Annotated in this window: 19 protein-coding genes; 11 read left to right on the top strand and 8 right to left on the bottom strand. The window is 65.5% G+C overall.

Translation table 11 applies throughout. The features are described 5' to 3' along the window. Positions 1–36: 36 nt before the first annotated feature. The 4 genes from CRP55_RS32175 to CRP55_RS32160 form a co-directional block, all read right to left on the bottom strand. On the bottom strand, positions 37–477 hold the full coding sequence (locus tag CRP55_RS32175; protein ID WP_179855414.1) for a VOC family protein: 441 nt from the start codon (positions 475–477) through the stop codon (positions 37–39). An 89-nt stretch (positions 478–566) separates the two neighbouring features. Next, a complete protein-coding gene (locus CRP55_RS32170) occupies positions 567–2,333 on the bottom strand; it encodes a S9 family peptidase (RefSeq protein ID WP_097325015.1) in 1,767 nt (588 codons plus the stop codon). 20 nt (positions 2,334–2,353) lie between these two features. Next, the gene (locus tag CRP55_RS32165; protein ID WP_097325013.1) at positions 2,354–4,126 is read right to left on the bottom strand and encodes an N-acetylglutaminylglutamine amidotransferase; all 1,773 of its coding nucleotides are present in this window, start codon (positions 4,124–4,126) and stop codon (positions 2,354–2,356) included. Between the two features lie 19 nt (positions 4,127–4,145). After that, positions 4,146–6,722: a carboxylate--amine ligase/circularly permuted type 2 ATP-grasp protein gene (locus CRP55_RS32160; RefSeq protein WP_097325010.1), complete on the bottom strand. Its 2,577-nt coding sequence runs from the start codon at positions 6,720–6,722 to the stop codon at positions 4,146–4,148. Positions 6,723–6,888: 166 nt separating this feature from the next. On the opposite strand from CRP55_RS32160, the gene CRP55_RS32155 reads away from it, so the two are divergent. Then, on the top strand, positions 6,889–7,965 hold the full coding sequence (locus tag CRP55_RS32155) for an NAD-dependent epimerase/dehydratase family protein (RefSeq protein WP_097325008.1): 1,077 nt from the start codon (positions 6,889–6,891) through the stop codon (positions 7,963–7,965). 66 nt (positions 7,966–8,031) lie between these two features. On the opposite strand, the gene CRP55_RS32150 is transcribed toward CRP55_RS32155, so the two are convergent. Continuing rightward, positions 8,032–8,529, bottom strand: coding sequence for an MFS transporter (locus CRP55_RS32150; protein WP_498368172.1), 498 nt, complete (start codon positions 8,527–8,529; stop codon positions 8,032–8,034). Positions 8,530–8,693: 164 nt separating this feature from the next. After that, the gene (locus tag CRP55_RS32145; protein WP_097325006.1) at positions 8,694–9,572 is read right to left on the bottom strand and encodes a nucleoside triphosphate pyrophosphohydrolase family protein; all 879 of its coding nucleotides are present in this window, start codon (positions 9,570–9,572) and stop codon (positions 8,694–8,696) included. A gap of 136 nt (positions 9,573–9,708) precedes the next feature. Between CRP55_RS32145 and CRP55_RS32140 the strand changes: the two genes are divergently transcribed. The 4 genes from CRP55_RS32140 to CRP55_RS32125 all read left to right on the top strand — a co-directional run bounded on the left by CRP55_RS32140 (position 9,709) and on the right by CRP55_RS32125 (position 12,134). Next, positions 9,709–9,954: an acyl carrier protein gene (locus CRP55_RS32140; protein ID WP_143235048.1), complete on the top strand. Its 246-nt coding sequence runs from the start codon at positions 9,709–9,711 to the stop codon at positions 9,952–9,954. 86 nt (positions 9,955–10,040) lie between these two features. After that, entirely contained in the window at positions 10,041–10,349 is a 309-nt protein-coding gene (locus CRP55_RS32135) for a helix-turn-helix domain-containing protein (protein WP_218854752.1), read from the top strand. 6 nt (positions 10,350–10,355) lie between these two features. Beyond that, positions 10,356–11,321, top strand: coding sequence for an ImmA/IrrE family metallo-endopeptidase (locus tag CRP55_RS32130; protein ID WP_097325002.1), 966 nt, complete (start codon positions 10,356–10,358; stop codon positions 11,319–11,321). Positions 11,322–11,330: 9 nt separating this feature from the next. Continuing rightward, positions 11,331–12,134: a thymidylate synthase family protein gene (locus CRP55_RS32125; RefSeq protein WP_097325001.1), complete on the top strand. Its 804-nt coding sequence runs from the start codon at positions 11,331–11,333 to the stop codon at positions 12,132–12,134. A 27-nt stretch (positions 12,135–12,161) separates the two neighbouring features. Here CRP55_RS32125 and CRP55_RS32120 read toward each other — a convergent pair whose 3' ends face one another. Then, complete coding sequence (locus CRP55_RS32120; RefSeq protein WP_179855413.1) at positions 12,162–13,241, bottom strand: nucleotide kinase domain-containing protein; 1,080 nt, start codon at positions 13,239–13,241, stop codon at positions 12,162–12,164. 51 nt (positions 13,242–13,292) lie between these two features. Between CRP55_RS32120 and CRP55_RS32115 the strand changes: the two genes are divergently transcribed. Further along, positions 13,293–13,607, top strand: coding sequence for a hypothetical protein (locus CRP55_RS32115; protein ID WP_143235046.1), 315 nt, complete (start codon positions 13,293–13,295; stop codon positions 13,605–13,607). A 33-nt stretch (positions 13,608–13,640) separates the two neighbouring features. On the opposite strand, the gene CRP55_RS32110 is transcribed toward CRP55_RS32115, so the two are convergent. Beyond that, complete coding sequence (locus CRP55_RS32110) at positions 13,641–14,240, bottom strand: nucleoside/nucleotide kinase family protein (RefSeq protein ID WP_143235044.1); 600 nt, start codon at positions 14,238–14,240, stop codon at positions 13,641–13,643. Between the two features lie 208 nt (positions 14,241–14,448). On the opposite strand from CRP55_RS32110, the gene CRP55_RS32105 reads away from it, so the two are divergent. The 5 genes from CRP55_RS32105 to CRP55_RS32085 all read left to right on the top strand — a co-directional run bounded on the left by CRP55_RS32105 (position 14,449) and on the right by CRP55_RS32085 (position 21,389). Beyond that, the gene (locus CRP55_RS32105) at positions 14,449–16,734 is read left to right on the top strand and encodes an nSTAND3 domain-containing NTPase (protein ID WP_097324996.1); all 2,286 of its coding nucleotides are present in this window, start codon (positions 14,449–14,451) and stop codon (positions 16,732–16,734) included. Positions 16,735–16,782: 48 nt separating this feature from the next. Then, positions 16,783–18,234 carry a recombinase family protein gene (locus CRP55_RS32100; RefSeq protein WP_179855412.1) on the top strand — a complete coding sequence of 484 codons (1,452 nt, stop codon included), beginning with the start codon at positions 16,783–16,785 and terminating at the stop codon, positions 18,232–18,234. A 153-nt stretch (positions 18,235–18,387) separates the two neighbouring features. Then, positions 18,388–19,668 carry a multidrug effflux MFS transporter gene (locus CRP55_RS32095; protein WP_097324992.1) on the top strand — a complete coding sequence of 427 codons (1,281 nt, stop codon included), beginning with the start codon at positions 18,388–18,390 and terminating at the stop codon, positions 19,666–19,668. 191 nt (positions 19,669–19,859) lie between these two features. Then, positions 19,860–20,555 carry a hypothetical protein gene (locus CRP55_RS32090; RefSeq protein WP_143235042.1) on the top strand — a complete coding sequence of 232 codons (696 nt, stop codon included), beginning with the start codon at positions 19,860–19,862 and terminating at the stop codon, positions 20,553–20,555. A 72-nt stretch (positions 20,556–20,627) separates the two neighbouring features. Further along, positions 20,628–21,389 carry a hypothetical protein gene (locus CRP55_RS32085; protein WP_143235040.1) on the top strand — a complete coding sequence of 254 codons (762 nt, stop codon included), beginning with the start codon at positions 20,628–20,630 and terminating at the stop codon, positions 21,387–21,389. The last annotated feature ends 225 nt before the right edge of the window (positions 21,390–21,614 follow it).

Below are 21,614 nucleotides of genomic sequence, written 5' to 3'. Positions count from 1 at the left end.
GCGCGCCACAGAACCGCGAGGCCGCGCCGCCCGGTCTCAGCCCAGCTCCTCGGCCAGGCCGACGACGATGCCTTCGGGGCCGCGGACGTAGCAGAGCCGGTAGACGTTCTCGTACTGGACGATTTCGCCGACCAACTCGGCGCCGTGAGTGCGCAGGCGGGCGACGACGTCGTCGATGTCGTCGACGGCGAACATGACGCGCCGAAGTCCCACGGTGTTGACCGGGGCGCCGGGTGGCTCGGACCGGATCGCCGCCGGCGCGTCGAACCGGGCCAGCTCGATGCGGCCGGCTCCGCCCGGGATCCGCAGCATGGCGACCTCCTGTCGCACGCCGTCGATCCCGATGACCCGCTCCACCCAGCGTCCTTCGGCCGGCCCCCGGCCCTCCAGCTCCATGCCGATCTCGACGAAGAAGGCGATGACCGGGTCGAGCTCCTCGACCACGATGAGAACGTTGTCCATCCGTTTGAGCGCCACGCTGATCCCTCCGTTGAGTTCACATCGGGGACGGAGCCGTCGGGCCGTTCTCGACATCCGGCGGCGACGCGGTCACAAGAGAAACCCGGTCACGAAAGATAGGTGGTCAGCCAGTCGACCGTCTCGCGCAGGTAGTCAGCGCGCGACGATCGGTGCAGCAGCTCATGGCCCTCATCGGGGAAGAGCAGGAACTTATGGGGTACGCCCCGGGCCGCCAGCGCCGCGACCACCTGCTCCGCCTCGATGAGGGGCACGTTGCTGTCGTTCTCGCCGTGCACGACCATCAGCGGGGTGCGCAGCCGGTCGATCCGGGTGATCGGCGACAGGTCGGCCAGCAGGTCGCGGTCGGCCACCGGGTCGCCGTATTTCGAGACGGCGGCGGCGGCGATCCACGGCTCGGTGTGCTCGTAGAAGGTGGCGAAGTTCGACATGCCGCAGACGTCGATGCCGGCCTCGAACAGGTCGGGGAACGTCACCAGCGCGGCCAGGGTCAGATAGCCGCCGTACGAACGGCCCATGATCCCCAGGCGCGAGGCGATGCCCGCGTCGACCAGGTAGGCCGCGCACGTGCGTACATCCTCAATCGCGTCGTGGCGAAGCGCGAGGTTGTCGGCGTTGACGAAGTTGCGCCCGAAACCCGACGAGCCGCGGACGTTGGGGGCGAAGACGGCGATGCCGCGCGCCACCAGCGACTGGAAGAGCGGCCCGTGTCCGGGCCGCTCCTGGGCTTCGGGACCGCCGTGGAACCACAGGACTGCCGGATGCGGCCCCGGGCCGGCCGGGCGGAAGAGCCAGCCGGTGAGCGTGAGCCCGTCGTGGGCCGGGAAGGTCTCCAGCGTCGGCCGTACGGCGTCGGGCGCGGCGGGCTCGGCCGAAACCGGCACGATGCCGTCGGCACCGGAAACCCATACCCCGTGCGGCTGGCCGGGTCCTTCGGCGGTGAAGGCCAGCGCCGACCCGTCATGGCTCCAGGCCGGCCCGCTGACCACCGCGCCGGGCAGCGGCGCCAACCGCTGCCAGGTGATCTCCTCGCCGAGCAGGTCGATCAGCGATACCTCGGACTCGCCGCCGCGCACGTTCCAGAGCACCGCCGCCCGGCGCCCGTCGGAGGTGATCGTGAAGGACTCGGCCTCGGCGTTCTCCGAGGTGGCGACCACCTCGACCGCGCCGTCGACGACCCGGATGAGCACCGGGAACTCGCCGGTCTCGCTCCGCGCGTAGATCGTCGTGCCGTCCGGCCCGAAGACCGCCTGCTCCCCCGCCGTCACATAGGAGTCGACGCCGGTGGCCAGGTCGCGGACCGCGATGTGCCGGCTCCCGCGCGGACCCACCCGCAGTAGCGCACGGCCTTCCGCGACGTCCAGCAGCGAGATCAACTCGCCCGTGCCGACGACCGTCCGGTCGCCGCTGACCGGGTCGACGAGCAGGGCGGTGGTCAGGTTCTCGGTCAGCGCCAGCAGCGAGCGCCCCGGCAGCCAGCGCATGTTGTCCGCCGTGTCCGCGCCGAAGCCGGCCACCTGGTGCAGCTGGGAGCCGTCCGGCCGGACCAGCCACACCTCGTGGCGGGGCGCGCCGCCGGGCGCGACCGAGCAGGCCAGCCAGCCGCCGCCGGTCGACCACTGGACGGCCGCGACCGGCGCCTCGCCGGTGTCGACGAGGAACGCCAGGTCGCTGCCGACCGGCTGCACCCAGACCTGCGGGCGGCCGCCGCGGTCCGAGACGTACGCGCAGTGCCGACCGTCCGGTGACAGCGTGGGTGACCAGCTGCCGGAGACTTCCGACGGGAACGGTTTCGTGAGAGGGGAGAACCCAACGGGCAGCACAGTGACGTCGACACGGTTGAGCTGACCGGTCATACGGTTCCTCCCTCGAATGGCTAGATTCCCTTGTCCTGCAGCCACATCTCCAGCAATGCGAGCTGCCACAGCTGGTTCGCGCCGAGCGTCGTGCGCGGGGTGTTCGGGTCGGCCAGCAGGGAGTCGACGTAGTCCTGGCGGAACAACGCCCGCTCCCGTGCGGCCGGCGCGGTGAGCGCGTCGCGGACCTTGTCCAGCATCGCTCCCTCGAGGTGCCGGATGCCCGGTACCGGGAAGTATCCCTTCGTCCGGTCGATCACCTCGTCGGGCACGACCCCGCGGGCCGCCTGTTTGAGAACCCCCTTGCCCCCGTGCGCGAGTTTCAGAGCGGGCGGGCAGGCCGCGGCCAGCTCGACCAACTCGTGGTCCAGGAACGGTACGCGCGCTTCCAGGCCCCACGCCATAGTCATGTTGTCGACCCGTTTGACCGGATCGTCGACCAGCATCACCTGAGAGTCGAGCCGCAACGCCGCGTCGACGGCGGTCTCGGCCCCGGGCCGCCCGAAGCTCGCCGCCACGAACGCGCGGCTCACGTCCTCGTCGATCAGCCAGTCCGGGTTGAGCTGCTGTGCCAGGACGTGGTGGGGACGGTCGAAGAATTCTTTGGCGTACGCGTCGACGGCGCGATCGAGAGGCACGTTCGCCAGTGGCGGATACCAACTGTAACCCGCCAAAATCTCGTCCGCGCCCTGCCCCGATTGTACGACCTTGACCTGCTTCGACACGTCTTCGCTGAGCAGGTTGAACGCGATGCAGTCGTGGCTCACCATCGGCTCGGCCATCGCCGCCACGGTCCGGTCGACGGCGGGCAGGAACCGGTCCCGGCCGATGCGGATCTGGTGGTGCTCGGTGTCGAACTGCTTGGCGATGATGTCGGAGTACGCGAACTCGTCGCCGGTCTCACCGCCCGCGGCCTCGAACCCGATGCTGAACGTGGTCAGGCCGCGCTGACCCTGCTCGGCCAGCAGCGCCACGATGTAGCTGGAGTCGATGCCGCCCGACAGCAGCACGCCGACCGGCACGTCGGCCACCATCCGGCGCTCGACCGCCACCTTGAGCTTCTCGTGGATCAGCTCCGGCCAGTCGGCGTCGGCGATGTCCGGGCGCCGCGTGTGTGACGCCTCCCAGTAGACCCGGTCGGTCGACGACCCGTCGGCGCGGATGACGCGCACGGTGGCCGGCGGGAGTTTCCGTACACCCGAAACAATGGTCCTGGGGGCCGGAACCACCGAGTGGAACGTCATGTAGTGCTGGAGCGCGACCTTGTCGATCGACTTGTCGACGTCGCCCGCGGCGAGCAGCGCCGGCAGCGTCGACGCGAAGCGCACCCGGCCCGGCGTCTCGGCCAGGTAGAGCGGCTTGATGCCGAGCCGGTCGCGGGCCAGCGTCACCGTGCCCGAGTCGTGCTCGCCGATGGCGAAGGCGAACATGCCGAGGAAACGGGTCACGCAGTCGGCGCCCCAGCGGTGGTACGCCTTGATGATCACCTCGGTGTCCGAGGTGGAGAAGAACTTGTAGCCGTGTCCCCGCAGCTCGTCCCGGAGCTGCTGGTAGTTGTAGATGCACCCGTTGAAGACCAGGGTCAGGCCCAGCTCCTCGTCGGTCATCGGCTGCCCGCCGGCCTCCGACAGGTCGATGATCTTCAGGCGGCGGTGGCCGAAGGCGACCGGCCCGTTGGCCCACAGCCCCTCGCCGTCCGGACCGCGCGACTCCAGGCACGGCAACATCCGCCGGACGGCTTCCACCTCGGCCGTCCGGCCGTCGTACCGGAGTTCACCGGCGATCCCACACATACAGAACCTCCCCTGTCGTTTAGCCGAGCAGCCACGTGTCCTTGGAGCCGCCGCCGCGCGAGGAATTGACGATCATGCTGCCCGCGGGCGCCACCCGGGTCAGCGCGGCCGGAGCGACCACCGACTCGCGGCCGGTGAAGATGAAGGCGCGCAGGTCGACGTGGCGCGGGGCGAGCTGGTGGCCGTCGAAGACCGGGTGCGTCGACAGCTGCACGACCTCCTGGGCCACCCAGCGGTGCGGCGCGGTGCGGATCTGACGCCGTACGGCGGAAAGGTCCTCCGGAGTCGCATGGGGACCGATCACGATCCGGTCGCCGCCGTATCCGTCCACCGGCTTGCAGACCAGTTGGTCGAGCCGGTCGAGCACCTCGGCCCGCTGCTCGGGGATGCCGCACAGGTAGGTCGGCACGTCGGCCAGCAGCGGCTTCTCGCCCAGGTAGTACTCGATCAGTTTGGGCACGTACGCGTACACGGCCTTGTCGTCGCCGATGCCGTTGCCGAGCGCGTTGGCCAGCACCACGGTGTCCGCGTGCAGCGCCGTGATCAGGCTCGGGCCCAGCGGCATCCCGTCGGCACCCGGCGAGTGCACCAGGCTGTCCTCGCCCATCCGAAGATAGATGACGTCGACCCGGCGCCGCTTGCCGTCGCGCATCCGGTAGACGACGCCGTCGTCCACGAACAGCTCGGTGCTGCGCACGACCGGAACGCCCATCTCCTCGGCCAGCATCCGGTGCTCGAACCAGGCCGAGTCGTCCGGGCCCTGGCTCAGCACCACGACCTTGGGGTCATCGCCCGCGGCCGGGCGGGCCGACTCGATGAGCGCCCGCTTGAGCAGGGCCGGGGTGTCCTCGACCGAGATCAGGCCGGGCGGTTCGGGCAGCTCCGGAAGGACACTGTGGGTGAGGCGGCGGTTCTGCATGGCGTACGCGATGCCCGACGGCACCCGCAGGTTGTCCTCGAGCACGCACCACTCGCCGGCCTGGTTGCGGACCAGGTCGACGCCGGCCACCTGGGCCCGCACGCCCTCGTGGGCGACCAGCGCGCCGCTGGGCCGAAGCTCCGGCGACCCGTCGATCACCCACTCGGGCACGACGCCGTCGCGGACCACTTCCCGGTCCCCGTACACATCCTGAATGAAAAGATCGAGAGCCCGCACCCGCTGGACCAGGCCGCCGCGCAGGCCGCTCCAGTCCTCGGCCGGCACGATCCGCGGCACCAGGTCGAACGGGAACAGCCGGGTCGCCGCCTCGCCGGCCACGCTGAACGTGATGCCCCGCTGGCGCTGCTCGTCGTCGCGCGCGTCCTCGCGGCGCCGCAGACCCGCCGAGCCGAGAGCTTTCAAGACATTGACCACGCCCGCGTACGCCTGCGTGGGCTCACCGTCCGCGAAAGCCTCATCACCGGTCCGCGCGTACGGGAACAGCCCCGCCGGCACCGACTGGCCCTCGGGACCGATGCCGGTGGCCCCGCCCCGCGTGTCGGCCACCAGCAGGTCGACCACGTCGGAGATGCGGCCGCGCCGGGTCATGGCCCGGCGCTGGCGTGCGGCCGAGCTGCCCCGGCTGAGCGCCCGCACCGACAGGTCGAAGACCTGCTCCCAGTCGCCCAGCTGCTCCAGCTCGGGCCGCAGCTCGCCGACCAGTTGCTCCACCGCGAGCGCGGCCGGGATCGGCTCGGGCCCGCGGCGCAGGTCGAGCAGGTCACCTTCCAGCCCCGAACGGGCGGCTCGCCACATGGCGGCCCGGTGCAGTGGCGGCTGTGGTTTCTTGATTTCAAGGCCGGCTCGATACTCCTCGCGGGCGCGCAGCACCAGCGCCCGGAACAGCCCGGCCAGCAGCACGACCGTGTCCACGTCCGGGCTGGAGTCGGTGACCCGCAGCTCCACGGTCGGCACGTGCGCCGACGGGCGGACGTCGAAGTAGACCATCTTGGGGTCGGTGATGGTGCCCGAGGCGATCAGGTCGGCCACCAGCTGATCGTGCTCGGCGGCCGAGTTCAGCACCCCCGGGTCGCCGGCGGTCGGCCAGCGCAGCCACACCAGCGAGCGCACGCTGGCATAGCCCGAGTCCTCACCCATCCAGTACGGCGAACTGGTCGACAACGCCAGCAGCGTGGGCAGCGCCGAGGTGACCCGCTGGGCGACCGCGACCGCCTCGTCCCGGTCCGGCACGCCCACGTGCACCTGGGCGCCGCAGATCAGCTGCTCGCGGGCCAGGAGCTGGTAGTCGTCCAACATCCGCCGGTAGCGCGACGTCGGCGTCACGGGGAGTGACTCCAGGTCGACCAGCGGCACGGTACCCGCCGCGACCAGGCCCAGCCCGAGCGACTCGGCGACCGTGATCGCCTCACGACGGCGTCCCGCGATGCCCTCGCGCAGATCGTCCAGAGTGTTGCTGACCGGGGTGTTCGTCTCGACCACCGAGCGGTGCAGCTCGGCCGAGAACTTCGACGGGTCGAGCTGGTCGAGCACCTCCTGCGCCCGCGGCACCAGCTCCCGGGTGACCAGGTCGACGACGTGCAGCTCCTCCTCGACACCGAGGGTGAGCTCCTCGGCCCGGTGTGCCTCGCTCGCCGTGACGCTCAGAGATTCTGTCATGAGACCGCCTTGTTCCTAGCCCGACTTGACCCCGAGCCTCGCCATCACATGTGCCGATCCTGTTCCGTGCCCATTTCCAGCTCGCGCCGAACATCCGCGTCCCGCGACCTCAGGCTCGTGCGCACACCCTGTAATCTCGGCCCCGTTCTCTCACCGGGAGGTTTTGATGAGCAATGTCGTCGTGGTGACCGGCTCCGCCGGCCTGATCGGCTCCGAGTCCGTCCGGCACTTCGCCGGTCTCGGCATGGACGTGGTCGGCATCGACAACGACATGCGGCAGTACTTCTTCGGCACCGACGGCTCCACCCGGTGGAACCTCGACCGCCTGGTCAAAGAGGTCGGCGAGCGCTACACGCACCACAACATCGACATCCGGGACCGCGACGGCATCGCCGCCCTGCTGGCCCGCTACGGCAAGAGCATCGGCCTGGTGATCCACGCGGCGGCCCAGCCCAGCCACGACTGGGCGGCCAAGGAGCCGTTCACCGACTTCGACGTCAACGCCGGCGGCACCCTGAACATGCTGGAGGCGGTGCGCCAGCACGCTCCGAACGCCTCGTTCATCTTCACGTCGACCAACAAGGTGTACGGCGACACGCCCAACCGCCTGCCGCTGGTCGAGGAGGCCTCGCGGTACGAGCTCCCGGTCGGTCACGAGTTCTACGACGGCATCACCGAGGAGATGTCGATCGACCAGACCCTGCACTCGGTCTTCGGCGCCTCGAAGGTCGCGGCCGACGTCATGGTCCAGGAGTACGGCCGCTACTTCGACATGCCGACGGCCATCTTCCGCGGCGGCACACTGACCGGCCCCGGCCACTCGGCGGCCGAACTGCACGGCTTCCTGGCGTACGTGATGCGCTGCGTCATGGAACAGCGGACGTACCACATCTACGGCTACAAGGGGAAGATGGTCCGCGACGCCATCCACTCCCACGACCTGGTCACCGCGTTCGAGGCGTTCCACAAGGCGCCGCGGGTGGCCGAGGTCTACAACATGGGCGGCGGCCGCTACTCCAACTGCAGCCACATCGAGGCCTTCCAGATCGCCTCCGAGATCACCGGCCTCGAGGCGAAGACCGACTACGTCGACCAGGCCCGCACCGGCGACCACCAGTGGTGGATCAGCAGCACGGCCCGCTTCGAACAGCACTACCCCGACTGGAAGCTCACCTACGACGTCCCGGCCATCCTGCGCGAGATGTACGAGGCCAACCAGGACGTCTGGAAGCCCACCGCCTGACGGCCTGTGGACGACAACCCGCGCTGTGGATGACCACGGCGCGGGTTGTCGGCGTACCAGGGCTGTCTAGTGAACGGCGACCAGAACATCGGCCGATGGCTCCTCGACCGGCAACGACATCGGCCGTACGACCAGCCACAGCACCACGTTCGCGGCCGCCATCCCGCCGAAGACGATGATCGCCATCCCGGTCGACCCGTTGCCCAGCACGCCGACCAGCGGCGCGGCCAGCGCGCCCACCCCGAACTGGACCGCGCCGAGCAGGGCCGCCGCCGTGCCCGCGGCCTCGCCGTGCCGGGACAGGGCCAGCGCCGGCGCGTTCGGCATGGCCAGCCCCACCGCCGCCAGCACGATCCACAGCGGGATCAGCAGCCCCCACAGCCCGCCGAAGCCGGTCTCGGCCACGGCCAGCAGGGCCACACCGCCGAGCACGCCGACGACCAGGGCGAAGCCCAGGATCTGGGACGGCTGCCACCGGCGCAGCAGCCGCACGTTGAGCTGGGTGGCGCCGATCAGGCCGACCGCGCCGCCGGCGAACACGTACGCGAACTGCTGCTCGCTCATGCCGTACTCGTCCTGGAAGACGAATGTGCGGGCGTTACTGACCCCGCGAAGGGATCAGTAACGCCCGCGCTGTTTTCAGGCGAGTCCGTGCTCTGCGCTCCATGCTGGGAAGGCATAGGGCCTTCATGTCGGGCGGGGCCAAGGGCGTTGCTCCTACTGCTGTTTCACTCGGCAGGGAGGACCTGCATCGTGCGCTCCTCCATATTGATCTCCACTATGCCTCCGTTCTGGGCGGTGAGTGTTCGCCAGCACCGGTAGCCAGTCAGGATTGCCTGTTCCCAGTCGGCGGGTCGGCAGTTGCTGACTTCGAGGTGTGCCGTCATGGTCATGACGGTCTGAAGCAGCTCGTTGTCGACATGCTGTAGGTGGTCGAAGAAGCCGTGGCGGGACGCGTATGCGAACACTAGAGCTGACACGCCTTCTTCGATGGCAATGGCGCGGCCACCGTCTTCGGCCTCGTCAGTCGCGGGGTCGCTCTTTCGCTTGAGCTTCAGCAGTGCGCGCATGACCGGCGACCACCCCAGCACGGCAAGGTATGCGAGGTGGAAAGCGTCGTGGTAGCGGTAGTCGTCGTCAATGGTGGAAGCGTCGGTCAAGGGGTCACCGATCGGCGCACCGTCGCGGCTGATCTTGACTACGGTTCGTCCATCCGTAGGCCGTACGGTGGGAGTGAAGGTGAACGTCGTGCGCCGCGGAAGTTGTTCGGTGACCGGAAAATGCTCATCCAGCAAAGGCTCGTGCGGGTCGGAGGGCCGCCAGCGTTGCTTAGCTTTCTCGAGGCTCGCCGCTGCGACATCGTCGAGGTCAAGGCCGTAGCTGTTCGCCAGGTTTGCGGCGTACCAGAGGACGTCGCCGAGTTCCTCGCGGATCTCTTGCTTCCCGAGAGGGCGGCTGGCTCCGTCGCGCAGGTGCTTCTTGTAGGCGGTGGCCACTGAGCCGGCCTCGCCGAGTAGGCCAAGCAGCGGGACGACGACGGAGTCCTGTTCTGTTTGCGTGCCCTGCAGAGTCTTGACCGCCGCCTTCTGATAGCGACCGAAGTCCATGACACCCCTGTCTGATCATCCGACGTTCCGTCTGGTTTTCAGACGGCCGTTGTCGTATGATGACACACGGGGTCAGATTTGACGACAGTTCGATGAGGTGAGGGCAACGAGCGACATCAACCCCACGGTAGGCGACGTGATGTCCGCGATCATCAACGCGCTTGCCGTGCGACTGGAAGAACCTGCCGACGAACTGGAGGCACGGCTCTCCGCCGAAGGGCGGGAGCTACCCATTGATTCGATCTTCATTGCAGAGATTCTCACCGACATCGAAGCCAAGTATCAGATCAACGTCGCTGCGGATGCGGAAGCCGCGCGATCCGCGCGTTCGGTGCTCACCTTCGCAGAGACCGTCCATCGCATCATCACAGAAAGTTCATAGCCATGGAACAGCCAGAAACTCGGACAACAGATACCGAACTGCTTCGTCTTGGAGAGCGACTGAAGGCGACCCGTGAGTATCTGCACATGTCGCAGCAGTACGTGTCCCAAAATACCGGAATCCCGCGGAGCGCGGTAAGCGACATCGAGCGTGGGTTGCGACGCGTGGACAGCCTGGAACTCAAGAAGATCGCCCGGCTATATAGCCTACCTACCACCTATTTTCTGGACGAGAAAGCCGACGCCGACGTGGGCGAGCATGCCCTCGCGGGTCTTCCCCGAGCGCTCGCTGGCTTGACGGACGGCGACGTAGCTGAAGTCATGGAGTATGCCAAGTACCTGCGGTTCAAGCGCATCGCAGAGAGGAACGCCACCGATGACACCGCCGAGTCGTAGGCTGTCATGAACTGGCAGACCGCCAACGCCACCGCGATGCTGCGTGCTCCTCAGGTGCATCGTGACCTGGGTATTGACCGAAGCGGCTACGTCGATGTGTTTGCTGCGCTACGTGCCGCTGGGATTGAATGCATGGCGCAGAACCTGTCGAAACTGTTCGGGTTCTACGTCGGCCCTGACGACGACGGGCCGGCAGTCCTGCTCAACGCGTCTCTCGACGAGGTCAATCTGCGTCATACCGCGGCTCATGAACTCGGTCACCACGTCTTCGGGCATGGCAGTCGGGCGGACACCGAGCTCGACATCGCCGGACTGCAACCTCAGCGGCAATGGACGGCGGTCGAGAAACAGGCCGAAAGCTTCGCAGCTTGGTTTCTCATGCCTCTGCCGGCGGTAGATGCCGCCCTGCAGCGTATCGGGACTGACCAGGTGCGACAGCCTGAGCAGGCCTACGAGTTGGCACGCTGGCTCGGAACGTCCTACGCCGGAACGGTCCGTCACCTGCGCCGCTTGAAGAAGATCAGCGCGAGGGTGGCTACGTCGTGGCCGCAGGTCGCTCCGCAGCGTTTGAGGGCACGCATACACCGCGCCACCTTGCAACGGCCGAAGTCGCATTTGTTCCTTCTCCGGCCCTCGGCTCGCAACGGGCTTCTGCACGTCGCTGTCGGCGACCTGCTGCTTTTGCCGCCAGGCGCCCGCGCAGCCGATGTCCCAGAGGGCCTGGTTGCGGTGGAATCTGTTGAGTGGCCCAGTGACAGCACCTCGGCCGGGCCGACCGACCCGGACGACACCGCATGTGCTGCGTTGGAGGTCACCGAACAGTTCCGCCGCTCGTGCGAAATCGTCATTGTCCTGGCTGACGCGGACTCGTACCCCGTCAGCGTGATGGCCCCTGTCCGCCGCCGCGGCGCTGACGTCGCCTGGGGGACCGGCGCCGATGTCGAGACACCTACATCGGCCGACCGCGACTAAGGAGCTGGCATGCAAACCTTCACCGTCCAAGCGCCGGACGTCTCCACCGCATGGGTCCGCGCCTGCCGTTCACTGCTCGACATCCGTAACCACCGGGCTTTCCACACTGTCGTCCGCATCCTCGACCCGCAGCACGACGACCCGGCGGTACGCGCAGAACTCGATCGAATCCTCGCCGCTAAAGGCCTACAGCCGGTTCGCACCGTAGCCAACACTATCTTTCCCGCAGCGCTTGCGGCCAACTCGGCGTCACACGGCGACCTGGTCAACCGGTACAAGAACCTCTACCCAGCGCTGAAGCGCATGCATAAGAACAATGACTTGGGCACCTACTTTCACCGGCTGATCGACTACCCCGGCGCGGCCCACGGGGTGGACCAGATCGGCAAGGTCATCCGCCAGCTCCGTCTGCAGACGGAGAAAGCCAATCCCAAATCAGCATGTTACGAAGCCAACTTCGTCGATCCGTGGACAGACGATGACGGAGAGCCTTGGACCACGTCCACGCCCATCCGCGTACCGGGAAAAGACAACGGCATCATGAGATTCCCGTGCCTGAGTCACTGCTCTTTCCAGCTCGACAATCGCACCCGGCAGTTGCATCTTGCCGCGCTGTATCGCAGCCACTACATGGTAGAGAAGGCGTACGGCAACTACCTTGGCCTCGGTGCGCTGCTGGCCTACGTTGCACACCAGAGCGATCTTGAGCCGGGCACGTTAACCGTCACGGCCGGGTACGCCCAGCTAGATGGCAGTGCGATCAAGCTGTTGGTGCCACTGCTGAGCCAGACCGCTCCGATGCTGGCGGCCTGACGAGGTCAGAGGGCAGAAGATCAACCGTCAGCGCGCGTTCGGGCCGGAGGCGGCAGCGTTGATGCCCCATTTCGGCGGGAACCAGGTGGGCGTCTTCTCGGCAACGGCCTGGAACCGTTGTTTGATACGGGTCCGGCCGCTCAAACCCGAAATCTCGGGGTGCGCGACGCGCGCGTACTTGTCTACCTCGCAGAACAAGTTTTGGCAGTCGATCAGCTGCAGCGGCCGGCCCCGCAGCCCGCGGAAGCTAAGTCCCAGTCGCTGGAAGTGTTCCTCTTGGTGGTCGGCCATGTAGCGGATGATGTCGGCTTCCATGCCGACCGCTGCGGTCCCAAAGCATTTCCGGATGCCGTCACGCGCCCCGGGCCCGGGCACAACGAAATCCATCTCGCTGTAGTTGTAAGCGGCGGAGTAGTTCAGATCGATCAGATATTGATAGGCAAGGAAGTCACCGATGGCCGGATATCCGCGTAGGACGCTGAAGGCGGATCCTAACGACCCGGCGCCTCGTACCCGGTGAGGTGCGCTGGTGCGCATTAGCATCTCGAGCAGACGCAGGTGGTTGCCATGCTTACGGGCCTCGCCCAAAGATGGGGGAGGCACCACGTAGGCGGCTGAGTACAGGCGTTGCTTGCCGGCGAACGCCTCGCTGAGCACCGCGTTGTACCGATCGAAGGTGTAGCTCTTCCAGGATGGTTCACCGAACGCAGTAGTCAGCAGCTCCCATGTCGAGATCTTGTTGAAGATCTTGAACAGCAGCGTCCGGAAGAACACCTCCTCGACGTCCTGTGATCCGGAATATGAGACGTGTGTGATGAGGTACTGGCTGACCCGGTCGGCGGCCCGATAACAGTTCGTGAAACGGTGCCGACTCAAGATCGGGTCTTTGGTCCATGGTCCGGGCGTACCAGCGACTCGAGCCTCGTAGATTTCCTGCCGGGCTGCCGCGAATCTCCAGTAGGTGTCGAAGACCACGCTGGGGGAGAACCGGCGGCCCGCGATCCTGATGTCCGGAGGGCGTTCGCCCGCCGTGGCCTGCCCTTGGTGTGGAGACAGGCGAACGTGTTGGCTCCGTCCGAGCGCGGTGGGCGCCGTCGCGGTGATCATCTCGGCCGCCTTTCGTGACGCGATTCGCGTTACGTGTTGCACTATACCGGTATGCACAACGAGGTAGCGGTCGACCGCCGTTCAGTTTCGGCTGCGATCTTCGGCAACCGCGCCGTCGTGGACGTCATCCGCGCGATCGTGGAGTTGACCCGGATGAACAACAGTCTGGTCACCACTCGCATGGTCGCCCGCCATGCAGGCCTGAGCGACAGCATCGTGCGGCCAGTAATGCTCCGGCTGCAGTCAGCCGGCACACTCGCTGCCCAGCCGCGAGAGAGTGGTCCACGGTCTGTGTTGCACTACGAGGTCCAAGTAGGTGACCTGTGGCACGCCCTCCAGCAAGTCACAGAAGCGATGCCCGACTAGCTACCTATACCGGGTTGCCTCGCTGCGAGAGGGTCAGGCGCGTGGGGTCAGTCCACGCGCCACCAGCTCCTCGATGATGAAGGCGTGCACCTGATCAACCGGTAGATCCGGAACGGCGACCGCCACATCCGAGTGCCGACGCATCAGCGCGCGGTAGCCCGACGCGACGGCATCAGAGTTGTTGGCGTCGTCGGCGTGAGGATCTAGGAAGACGAAAACGACGGCGGCGTCGATCGGCGCCCATACAGCATTGATCAATCGGCTGAAATCAGCCTCAGACAGACCGGACTGCTGCACGGAGCCGCCATACCAGCCGTAGGCCATGGTTGACCACCACCAGCGGTCCAATATCAGTGCCTTGCTCTCCGCGGCGGCAAGGAGAACTTCGTGATTCTCAGCGTGGCAGGCAAGATGGGCGAGCTGCGTCGCGAGCCCCGAATCAGGGCGGTCGTTCTCGAGTAACGAATAGACTCCCTGAGTAAACGACGTCACCCCTGACGGCATGTGGACCAGCTGCGCGCACGACGGTTCCAGAACTTGCTCGAGCATGGCCAGCTGCGTGCTCTTACCGGCACGATCAAGGCCTTCGAAGATTACAACGGATCCTGGCGCCAACCTCAAGTCATCAGTCACATAGAAGATTGTGTATCGAAGCTCGATCTGACTCCAGCCACGCTGAGCTGGCAATTTCGTTGCCGCGTGCGAGCCCAGCCGTTGGTTTGGGTTTGCTGCGTCGCCGGCGGCGGACCTCCGATAGTTGGCCTTGGTCGAGATGCCCAGTCAGCGAGCTGGGACAAGCTCACTGAGCCCCTCTGGATCATCGGTCTCGTACGCTGGCTGAGTGGACGCGTTCGATGTGCGGCGGCTGACCGATGTTGATTTCGAGGCCCTATGTAAGGACCTTCTCGGAGAGGTTCACGGCGTTCGGTTCGAAATATACGCGCAAGGCCGCGATGGTGGGATTGACCTTAAATATACCGAACCGGGCGGCGGTGTCTGGATTGTCCAATGTAAACACTGGTGGCGATCCGGTGCTGACGCGCTCATTAGGTCTGTCAGGCAGAAAGAGAAAGCAAAGGTCGACCGTCTAAATCCCGAAAGGTACCTTCTCGCAACTTCAGCAGATCTCACGCCGGGCAATAAGCAAAGTCTTCAAGAAGTTCTCAAGCCGCATGTCGCGACCACTGGCGACATCTGGGGGAGTAAAGACCTCATCGAGGAGCTGCGACAGCGGGATGAGGTGGTGCAGCGGCACATGCGTCTCTGGATTAACAGCGCCACGGTGCTCCAAGCCATGCTGACCCGGAGTACTCGAATGCGTTCGTCCATGGTTCAGGAAGAACTCGAGGACAACTTGCGGACCTTCGTGCCAAACGAAGGATTCCCCCGAGCTGTCGCCGTACTCCGGCAGCGGCATGTCTGCATCATTGCTGGCATCCCTGGCGTGGGTAAAACAACCCTTGCGCAAGCTCTTGCTGCAGCATACATACGCGACGGATTCGAACTTGTCGACATAGGTGGAGACATTGAACAGGCTCTAGAGGTATGGGTCGACCATAAACCGCAAATATTTTACTACGACGATTTTCTTGGACAGACAACGCTGGATGACAAGCTGGGGGCAAATCAAGATGTTCGTCTCATAAACTTCTTTCGGAAGGTCGAAAGAAGTGCCAACAAACGCATTGTCCTAACGACTCGCGAGTATATTCTTGAGCATGCCCGTCAGCGATATGAGCGCCTAGCGAACGCGGACTTCGATCCGTTCACTTGCGTGATCGAACTAGACGATTACAATGACCTGGTCAGGGCTAAAGTCCTTTACAACCATCTCTACTTCGCGAACCTCGCCGAACGTCAACTTACCGAATTTGTCGAACCGGCACGCCATCGCGCCATTCTTGAACACCCGAACTTCAGTCCTCGCTTGATATCCCTAGCCCTGGCGAACGCTGTGACTTCAACTGGCAGTGCCTTTCACTCGTTACGAGGAGGCCTGGATAACCCGAACAAGCTCTGGCAACACGTTATCCGATTCCAGCTTGACGAACACCAGGTTTCCGTGCTTGAGGCGCTTTACTGTTTGCCGGCAGCGACGGTGGATAGGTTGCGTAATGCCTGGACGGATCTCTGTAAACAAAAGGGTCTTTCGGTTGGGGCATCGCGATTCCGCAATGCCCTTGAGGTTCTGGAGGGAACGCTTATACGAATCGGCGGACTGAATCATGAGTCGACGGTTTCGTTCACCAATCCCTCCCTGCGAGACTATATGGATCGGCATATCACTGAAGACGTCGACGTTCTAGAGCCGCTGCTTCGTAGCGCAGTCCACTTCGAGCAGGTGCAGATTCTCTCCATCGCATGCCGCTCGATAGCGTCTCCGCCTGTGACTAGACCGCAGGATCTGATTAGTCGGCGTCTTATGGAACTGATAGACCGTCCTCCACTGGTTGGGGCGTTAGTGGAGGCGCTGCCCGAGCGTTATGCAACGTTACTGCAGGTTGCAAATAGTATCGGACCACAGTCTTTAGCGCTCGTTGTGCTTGAGCGACTCTCCGTCGACGTTGATTCGGTGGTGGATGACTGTCACAACCTTGACTCCCTGGTCGCTCTCCTTGAAGTCGTTTCAGAGTCTGAGTTCGCCAACGAGGAGTACCCATATTTGCCAGATGAGCTTGGGGTGGCCTTGCTGCGAAAGATTGAAGAGAGCGCTATCGACTGGGATTCAGCTATTCGCGCTCGAGATGCGATTGCTGCACTGGAGCATCATGATTGGTTCGATTCTGGAGCAGCGGAGCGCGTGGAAGAGATCGTGCGCGAATCTGCCGTTACGCTTATTGAGGCGTGGCGGGAAGGTGACAGAGCCGTTCGTGAACGTACTGACATGTACGAAGTACTCGAGCACGCCGACGATCGTCTTGTTCCTGACGATTACGGCAACTGGTACTCTCCGGCAGAAGCCTTTAGTAATTTTATTAGTCTTGTTGAAGATCATCCTTTCACCGGTGAGGTTCCGCGCAAACCCGGAATCCATCAGAATAACCATTGGCCAGAAATTGCTCAACTCTTCGAGCGTCTCCTAGAGCCGAGGTTGCTTGATAGCGGCCAGCCATCCGAGGCTGGGTAACGCTGCGCGATGCGGAGCCGCATATGGGGCGATGAACTCGGCGAGAGGATGGCGGTCGGCTACGTCCGGGTGTCAGATGTCTGTGGTCGTGGTGATGGGTTGTTGTCGCCGGAGTTGCAGCGGTACGCGATCGAGCAGTACGCGGCACGGCACCGGATCACGGTCGTCGAGTGGGTCATCGAGCTCGACGCGTCCGGTCGGGCGTTCCAGAACCGCCGGATCGACGCGATCGTCGACGGCGTCTCGGCCGGGCGGTGGTCGTGTGTGCTGCTCTGGAAGTGGTCGCGGTGGGGCCGGAACCTTCGCGACAGCCTGGTTTACCTCGACCGGATAGAGACGGCCGGTGGCGTCGTACGCTCGGTTACGGAAGATCTCGATCAGCGCAGCGGGTTCGGCCGGTTTACCCGTGACGAACTGTTGTCGATCGCCGAGCTGCAGTCGGATCTGATCGCGGACGGCTGGAAAGAAGTCCATGAGCAGCGCCGCCGTGCCGGTCTGCCCCACACCAGCGGCCCCCGCTGGGGCTATGAGTACCGCGACAGCCGATACGTGATCGACTCTGCAGCCGCAGGGCATCTGCTCGACGCCTACACCTGCTATATCGAGGGCGTCTCTCATCGGGCTCTCGCGTTGCGCTGGAACGATGCCGGCCTGCGTACCGCCGTCGGCAATTTGTGGTCCGGGCAGTCGCTGGCGCGGATGATGGATACCGGTTTCGCCGCCGGCCTCATCCGCGAGCGCCCCGACCCTGCGATAGCCGCGGGCACCCGCAGGGGGAGCACCGCGTCAGTCTGCTGGCGTCCCGGCGCTCATGAGCCGATCATCGGCCTCGACCTCTGGCGGCGATATCTGGAACGCCGACGTGCTCGGCCGGCCGCGGGCGGACGCGTCACGGCGGTGGTGCACCCATTGTCCGGACTGCTGCGCTGCGGGTTCGACGGATGCGGCGCCCGGATGGTCACCACGTACGCGGGCCGGAACAAGACCCACTCGTGGGTGTGCCCCCGTGCCCGAGACCAACGGACCCACGCGTTCAACTCGGTCTCGAATCGACGTGCCATGACCGACGTGCGGGCATGGGCGGCCATCCAGCAGAGCCACCAGGATCGAAACGGTGCGCTGGCCGTTTACCGTGCCGCCGCCAACGACCTCGAAGAGCTTGACACGCAGATCGAGCGGCTCAGGCAAGAGCGGTATCGGCTGACTGACGTCTACACCGACGGCGACATCACCCGAACCGAGTTCCGGGCGATCAAAGACGAGATCGGGGCCGCGATCCAGCACCTCGGCCAGCGCGCGGTCGCCATCCTCGAACAGCAACCAGCCGCCGGCGACAACCTCGACCAGGCACTCGTGCGGCTTAACGCCGACTGGGACCAGCTGCTACCCGCCGAGCACCGCGACGCGTTGGCCGCCGTGTTGCACCACGTGCTCGTCATGCCCGGCAAGATCCAGCCGGCCGACAAGTGGGCTCAGCCCACGATCGACCCGGCGCCCTGACAACCGAGCGTTCGACACCGCGAGACCACCGGCGCGCGGCACGAGCGCAAGCGGAATATCAGCTGCTAGGAGGCCAAATCCCGATCTTGTGACCGTTATTACCAACCGCCCCTCTGACGGAAGAACCTAGGCGCTCGACGGCTTGTCGCAGTTGTGGCCGAAACTCGCACCGTAACCCCGCCCGAAGACGACCTGTCACCCGGAGAGCTGCTTCCCTCGGGACGCCGGTTCCGGATTGTTCTCGTGCTCGGATTCCTGACCGCGCTCGGTCCGCTCACCATCGACATGTACCTGCCTGCACTGCCAACCATCACCGACGACTTCGGCGCCACCGCGGCCGCTGTCCAGCTCACCCTGACCGGCACCCTGGTCGGCCTCGCGTTCGGGCAGCTTCTGGTCGGCCCGCTCTCGGACGCGGTCGGACGGCGGGTGCCGCTGCTCGCCGGGGTCGGCGTCCACCTGATCGCCTCCCTGCTATGCGTCATCGCACCCAACCTGGCAACCCTCGGCACGCTGCGCGTTCTGCAAGGCCTCGGCGCGGCGGCGGCCTCGGTGGTGGCGATGGCGGTCGTGCGTGACCTGTTCAGCGGGTTCGCCGCAGCTCGGCTGTTCTCTCGGCTCATGCTGGTGGTGGGCGTCGCCCCGATCCTCGCCCCCACCATCGGCGGGCAAACCCTGCAGTTCACCTCGTGGCGGGGCGTGTTTGTCGTGCTGACCCTCGCTGCGGCCGCGATCATGGCGGCCACCGCGATCGTGCTGCCCGAGACCCTGCCTGTCGAACGCCGCCGCAACGGCGGGATCGCCGGCACCATCCGCGACTACGGCCGTCTGTTCACCGACCGGGTGTACGTCGGCCTGATCCTGGTGGCCGGCCTGGCGATGGCAGCCCTGTTCGCCTACGTCAGTGGCTCCTCTTACGTTCTGCAGGACGACTTCGGCCTCAGCGAACAGCAATTCGCGTACGTCTTCGCCGGCGGCGCTGTCGGCCTGATCGGCGCCACCCAGTTCAACGTGCGGCTACTGCGCCGCTGGACACCCCAGCAGATTCTGGCCACCTCACTGCTGGCAGGCCTCGCCTTTGGCCTCGTACTACTCATCCTGTCCGTCACCGAGATCGGCGGCCTGGTCGGCATCCTGATCCCGCTATGGCTGGTCCTCGCGATGGTCGGGCTAGCCATGCCCAACGCCCCCGCTCTGGCCCTGTCCCGCCATGGCGAGGCTGCCGGCACCGCCGCCGCGCTGCTCGGTGCCGTGCAGTTCGGTGTCGGCGCTCTTGCCGCACCGCTGGTCGGTGTCCTCGGCGTTGGCGCAATCGCGATGGCCGTCGTGGTCTTCGGCGGCATGCTCGCCGCTACCCTCGTCTGTTTCCTGGTAGTCCAACCGCACCGCCTGCCCGTCGAGCAGCCGGAAACGGTCGTCGCGCTCGTTCACTAGGGCATGCCCGGAACGGCGGTCGGTATCGAGGACCGGCCGCCGTTGTGGCTTCCGAACGGACTGCCATCGTGCGCAAGATCTGCCGCTGGGCTGGATCCCGTTACCAGCTATCAATAGGCGGCAGCCGACAGGCACGACAGCTCCGGCGCCTCAACAACCCTCGATGTGGGGCGACTGGCTACTGTGACGCCGTGGAGAAGCCCCCATCGAAAAGCACTGGCCGCGAAGCAACCGAGAAGGCCATCGAGGCTGGCCTAAATCTAGTACCTCTCGCGGGCGGCCCTTTGGGCGTGGCGTTCGCCTACGCCGTGAGCTTCACCTACAACCGCCGCATGACCCAGTGGCTTGAGGACCTGGCAGAGGCCGTAGACGATCTCGCCGAACAAGTCGACGGCATGGACCTTGAGAACCTGGCAGGTAACGACAACTTCGTCGACGCCGTAGCGTCCGCGACGCAAGCCGCCACCCGAACCCATCAGGCTTTAAAGATCGCCGCACTTCGTAACGCCGTGCTCAACAGCGCGCTCCCGGGCGCGCCAGACGCCGACATGCAGTTGATCTTCCTTCGCTGGATCGAGGACTACACCGCAGCCCACCTCCAAATGCTCACCCTTCTAAACGACCCGCAAGGGTGGTACGCCCAGCGAGGCATCCCCACCAGGAAGGACGTCCTCTCCGGATCTCGACGCAAGGTCATCGAAGAGGGCATCCCTGACTTCGCGGGACAAGACGAGTTCAACGACCTGATCGTGCGTGATCTCTCGAACGCCGGCCTCGTGCGGATCGGCAACCTCAACGGCATGATCAGCGGAAACGGCATGTACCAGCCGGTCACGTCGGACCTGGCAGCTCAGTTCATCAAGTTCATCACGGACCCCCGTACCTAGGCCGGATCCACATCCAGTTGAGTCCCGCGAGGTGGCGCGATGATCCCGCTGAGTGGTCTCTACCCTAGGCGGATGTTGCTCGCTGTGGTGCCTCAGGTTGACGTCGTGCCTGACGGATTCGACTGGTGGAACGGGTTGTCTGGCACGGGCGGGTTCGTCGCAGCGATCGTGGCGATCGTCATCGCGGTGCGTGCTCAGCGGACAGCTGACCAAGCGGTCACCACCGAGCGGCGCCGCGTGTTCGAGCTAGAGCTGCTCCGGGAGTTGGCGAAGGACCTCGACAACGGTCTGGCGGAGCGCGCTCTGAAGGAACCAGCCGTGCTGCGCGGGTACGAGTTTCGCCTGAACCTGCTGTCGGCGCGCCTGCAATCTTGGGACCAGCTTGCCGCCGCAGGCGACTTCGCCGAAGTCATGGCGGCGGTGGGCTTCGAGAACGGCGGCGAGCTGCAGCGCCGGATGGCGGACTTGACCATTGCCAAGTCGAGGCTGCCCGACTTGATCGAATCCAGCCGATCGCTCATCAACCTCATGCCCGCGTCACCATCCGCCATCCGCCTCCGAGAACAGATCGCCGAGTTCGTGTCCGACGTACCGACGCAGGCCCAGCCGGAGGTTTGGGGGATGATCACCGGGCAGCTCAGGGAATTGCTTGCCGAGGTGGAGACGGCGCAGCCTGAGGCGGTCAGGAGACGCGACGAGGTTGTCGATCGAGCTCTTGCCGAAGTGCAGCGGCGGCTGCGATGGGACGTGCAGCAGGCGATTCTCGCGAGAGTGGAGGCTCAGCCGGGAGCGCTGGGGCGGCCCCAGAGCGTCGGCCCACGACGGCCACGATGACGGTGACCACTCGGCCGGATCCCCTAAGAGCTAAGAGGCGACCCGAGCCACTGCGTCGGTGAAGGTCCGTCCAGCCATGGGCCGGCCACGAGGCTACGGTTCAGTCTCGTGGCCGGCCCGCAGGGGCAGGGCTAACTTGGGAGCGTCATCGCCAACGGCCGATCCGGAACAATCATCGGGTGCGCTGAGCCACAAGATGGGCTAAGCGCATACGCTACCCAGCCC

The sequence above is a fragment of the Paractinoplanes atraurantiacus genome (genome assembly GCF_900215205.1).
Lineage (GTDB): Bacteria > Actinomycetota > Actinomycetes > Mycobacteriales > Micromonosporaceae > Actinoplanes > Actinoplanes atraurantiacus.
This window is presented reverse-complemented; position numbering and strand designations above follow the sequence as displayed.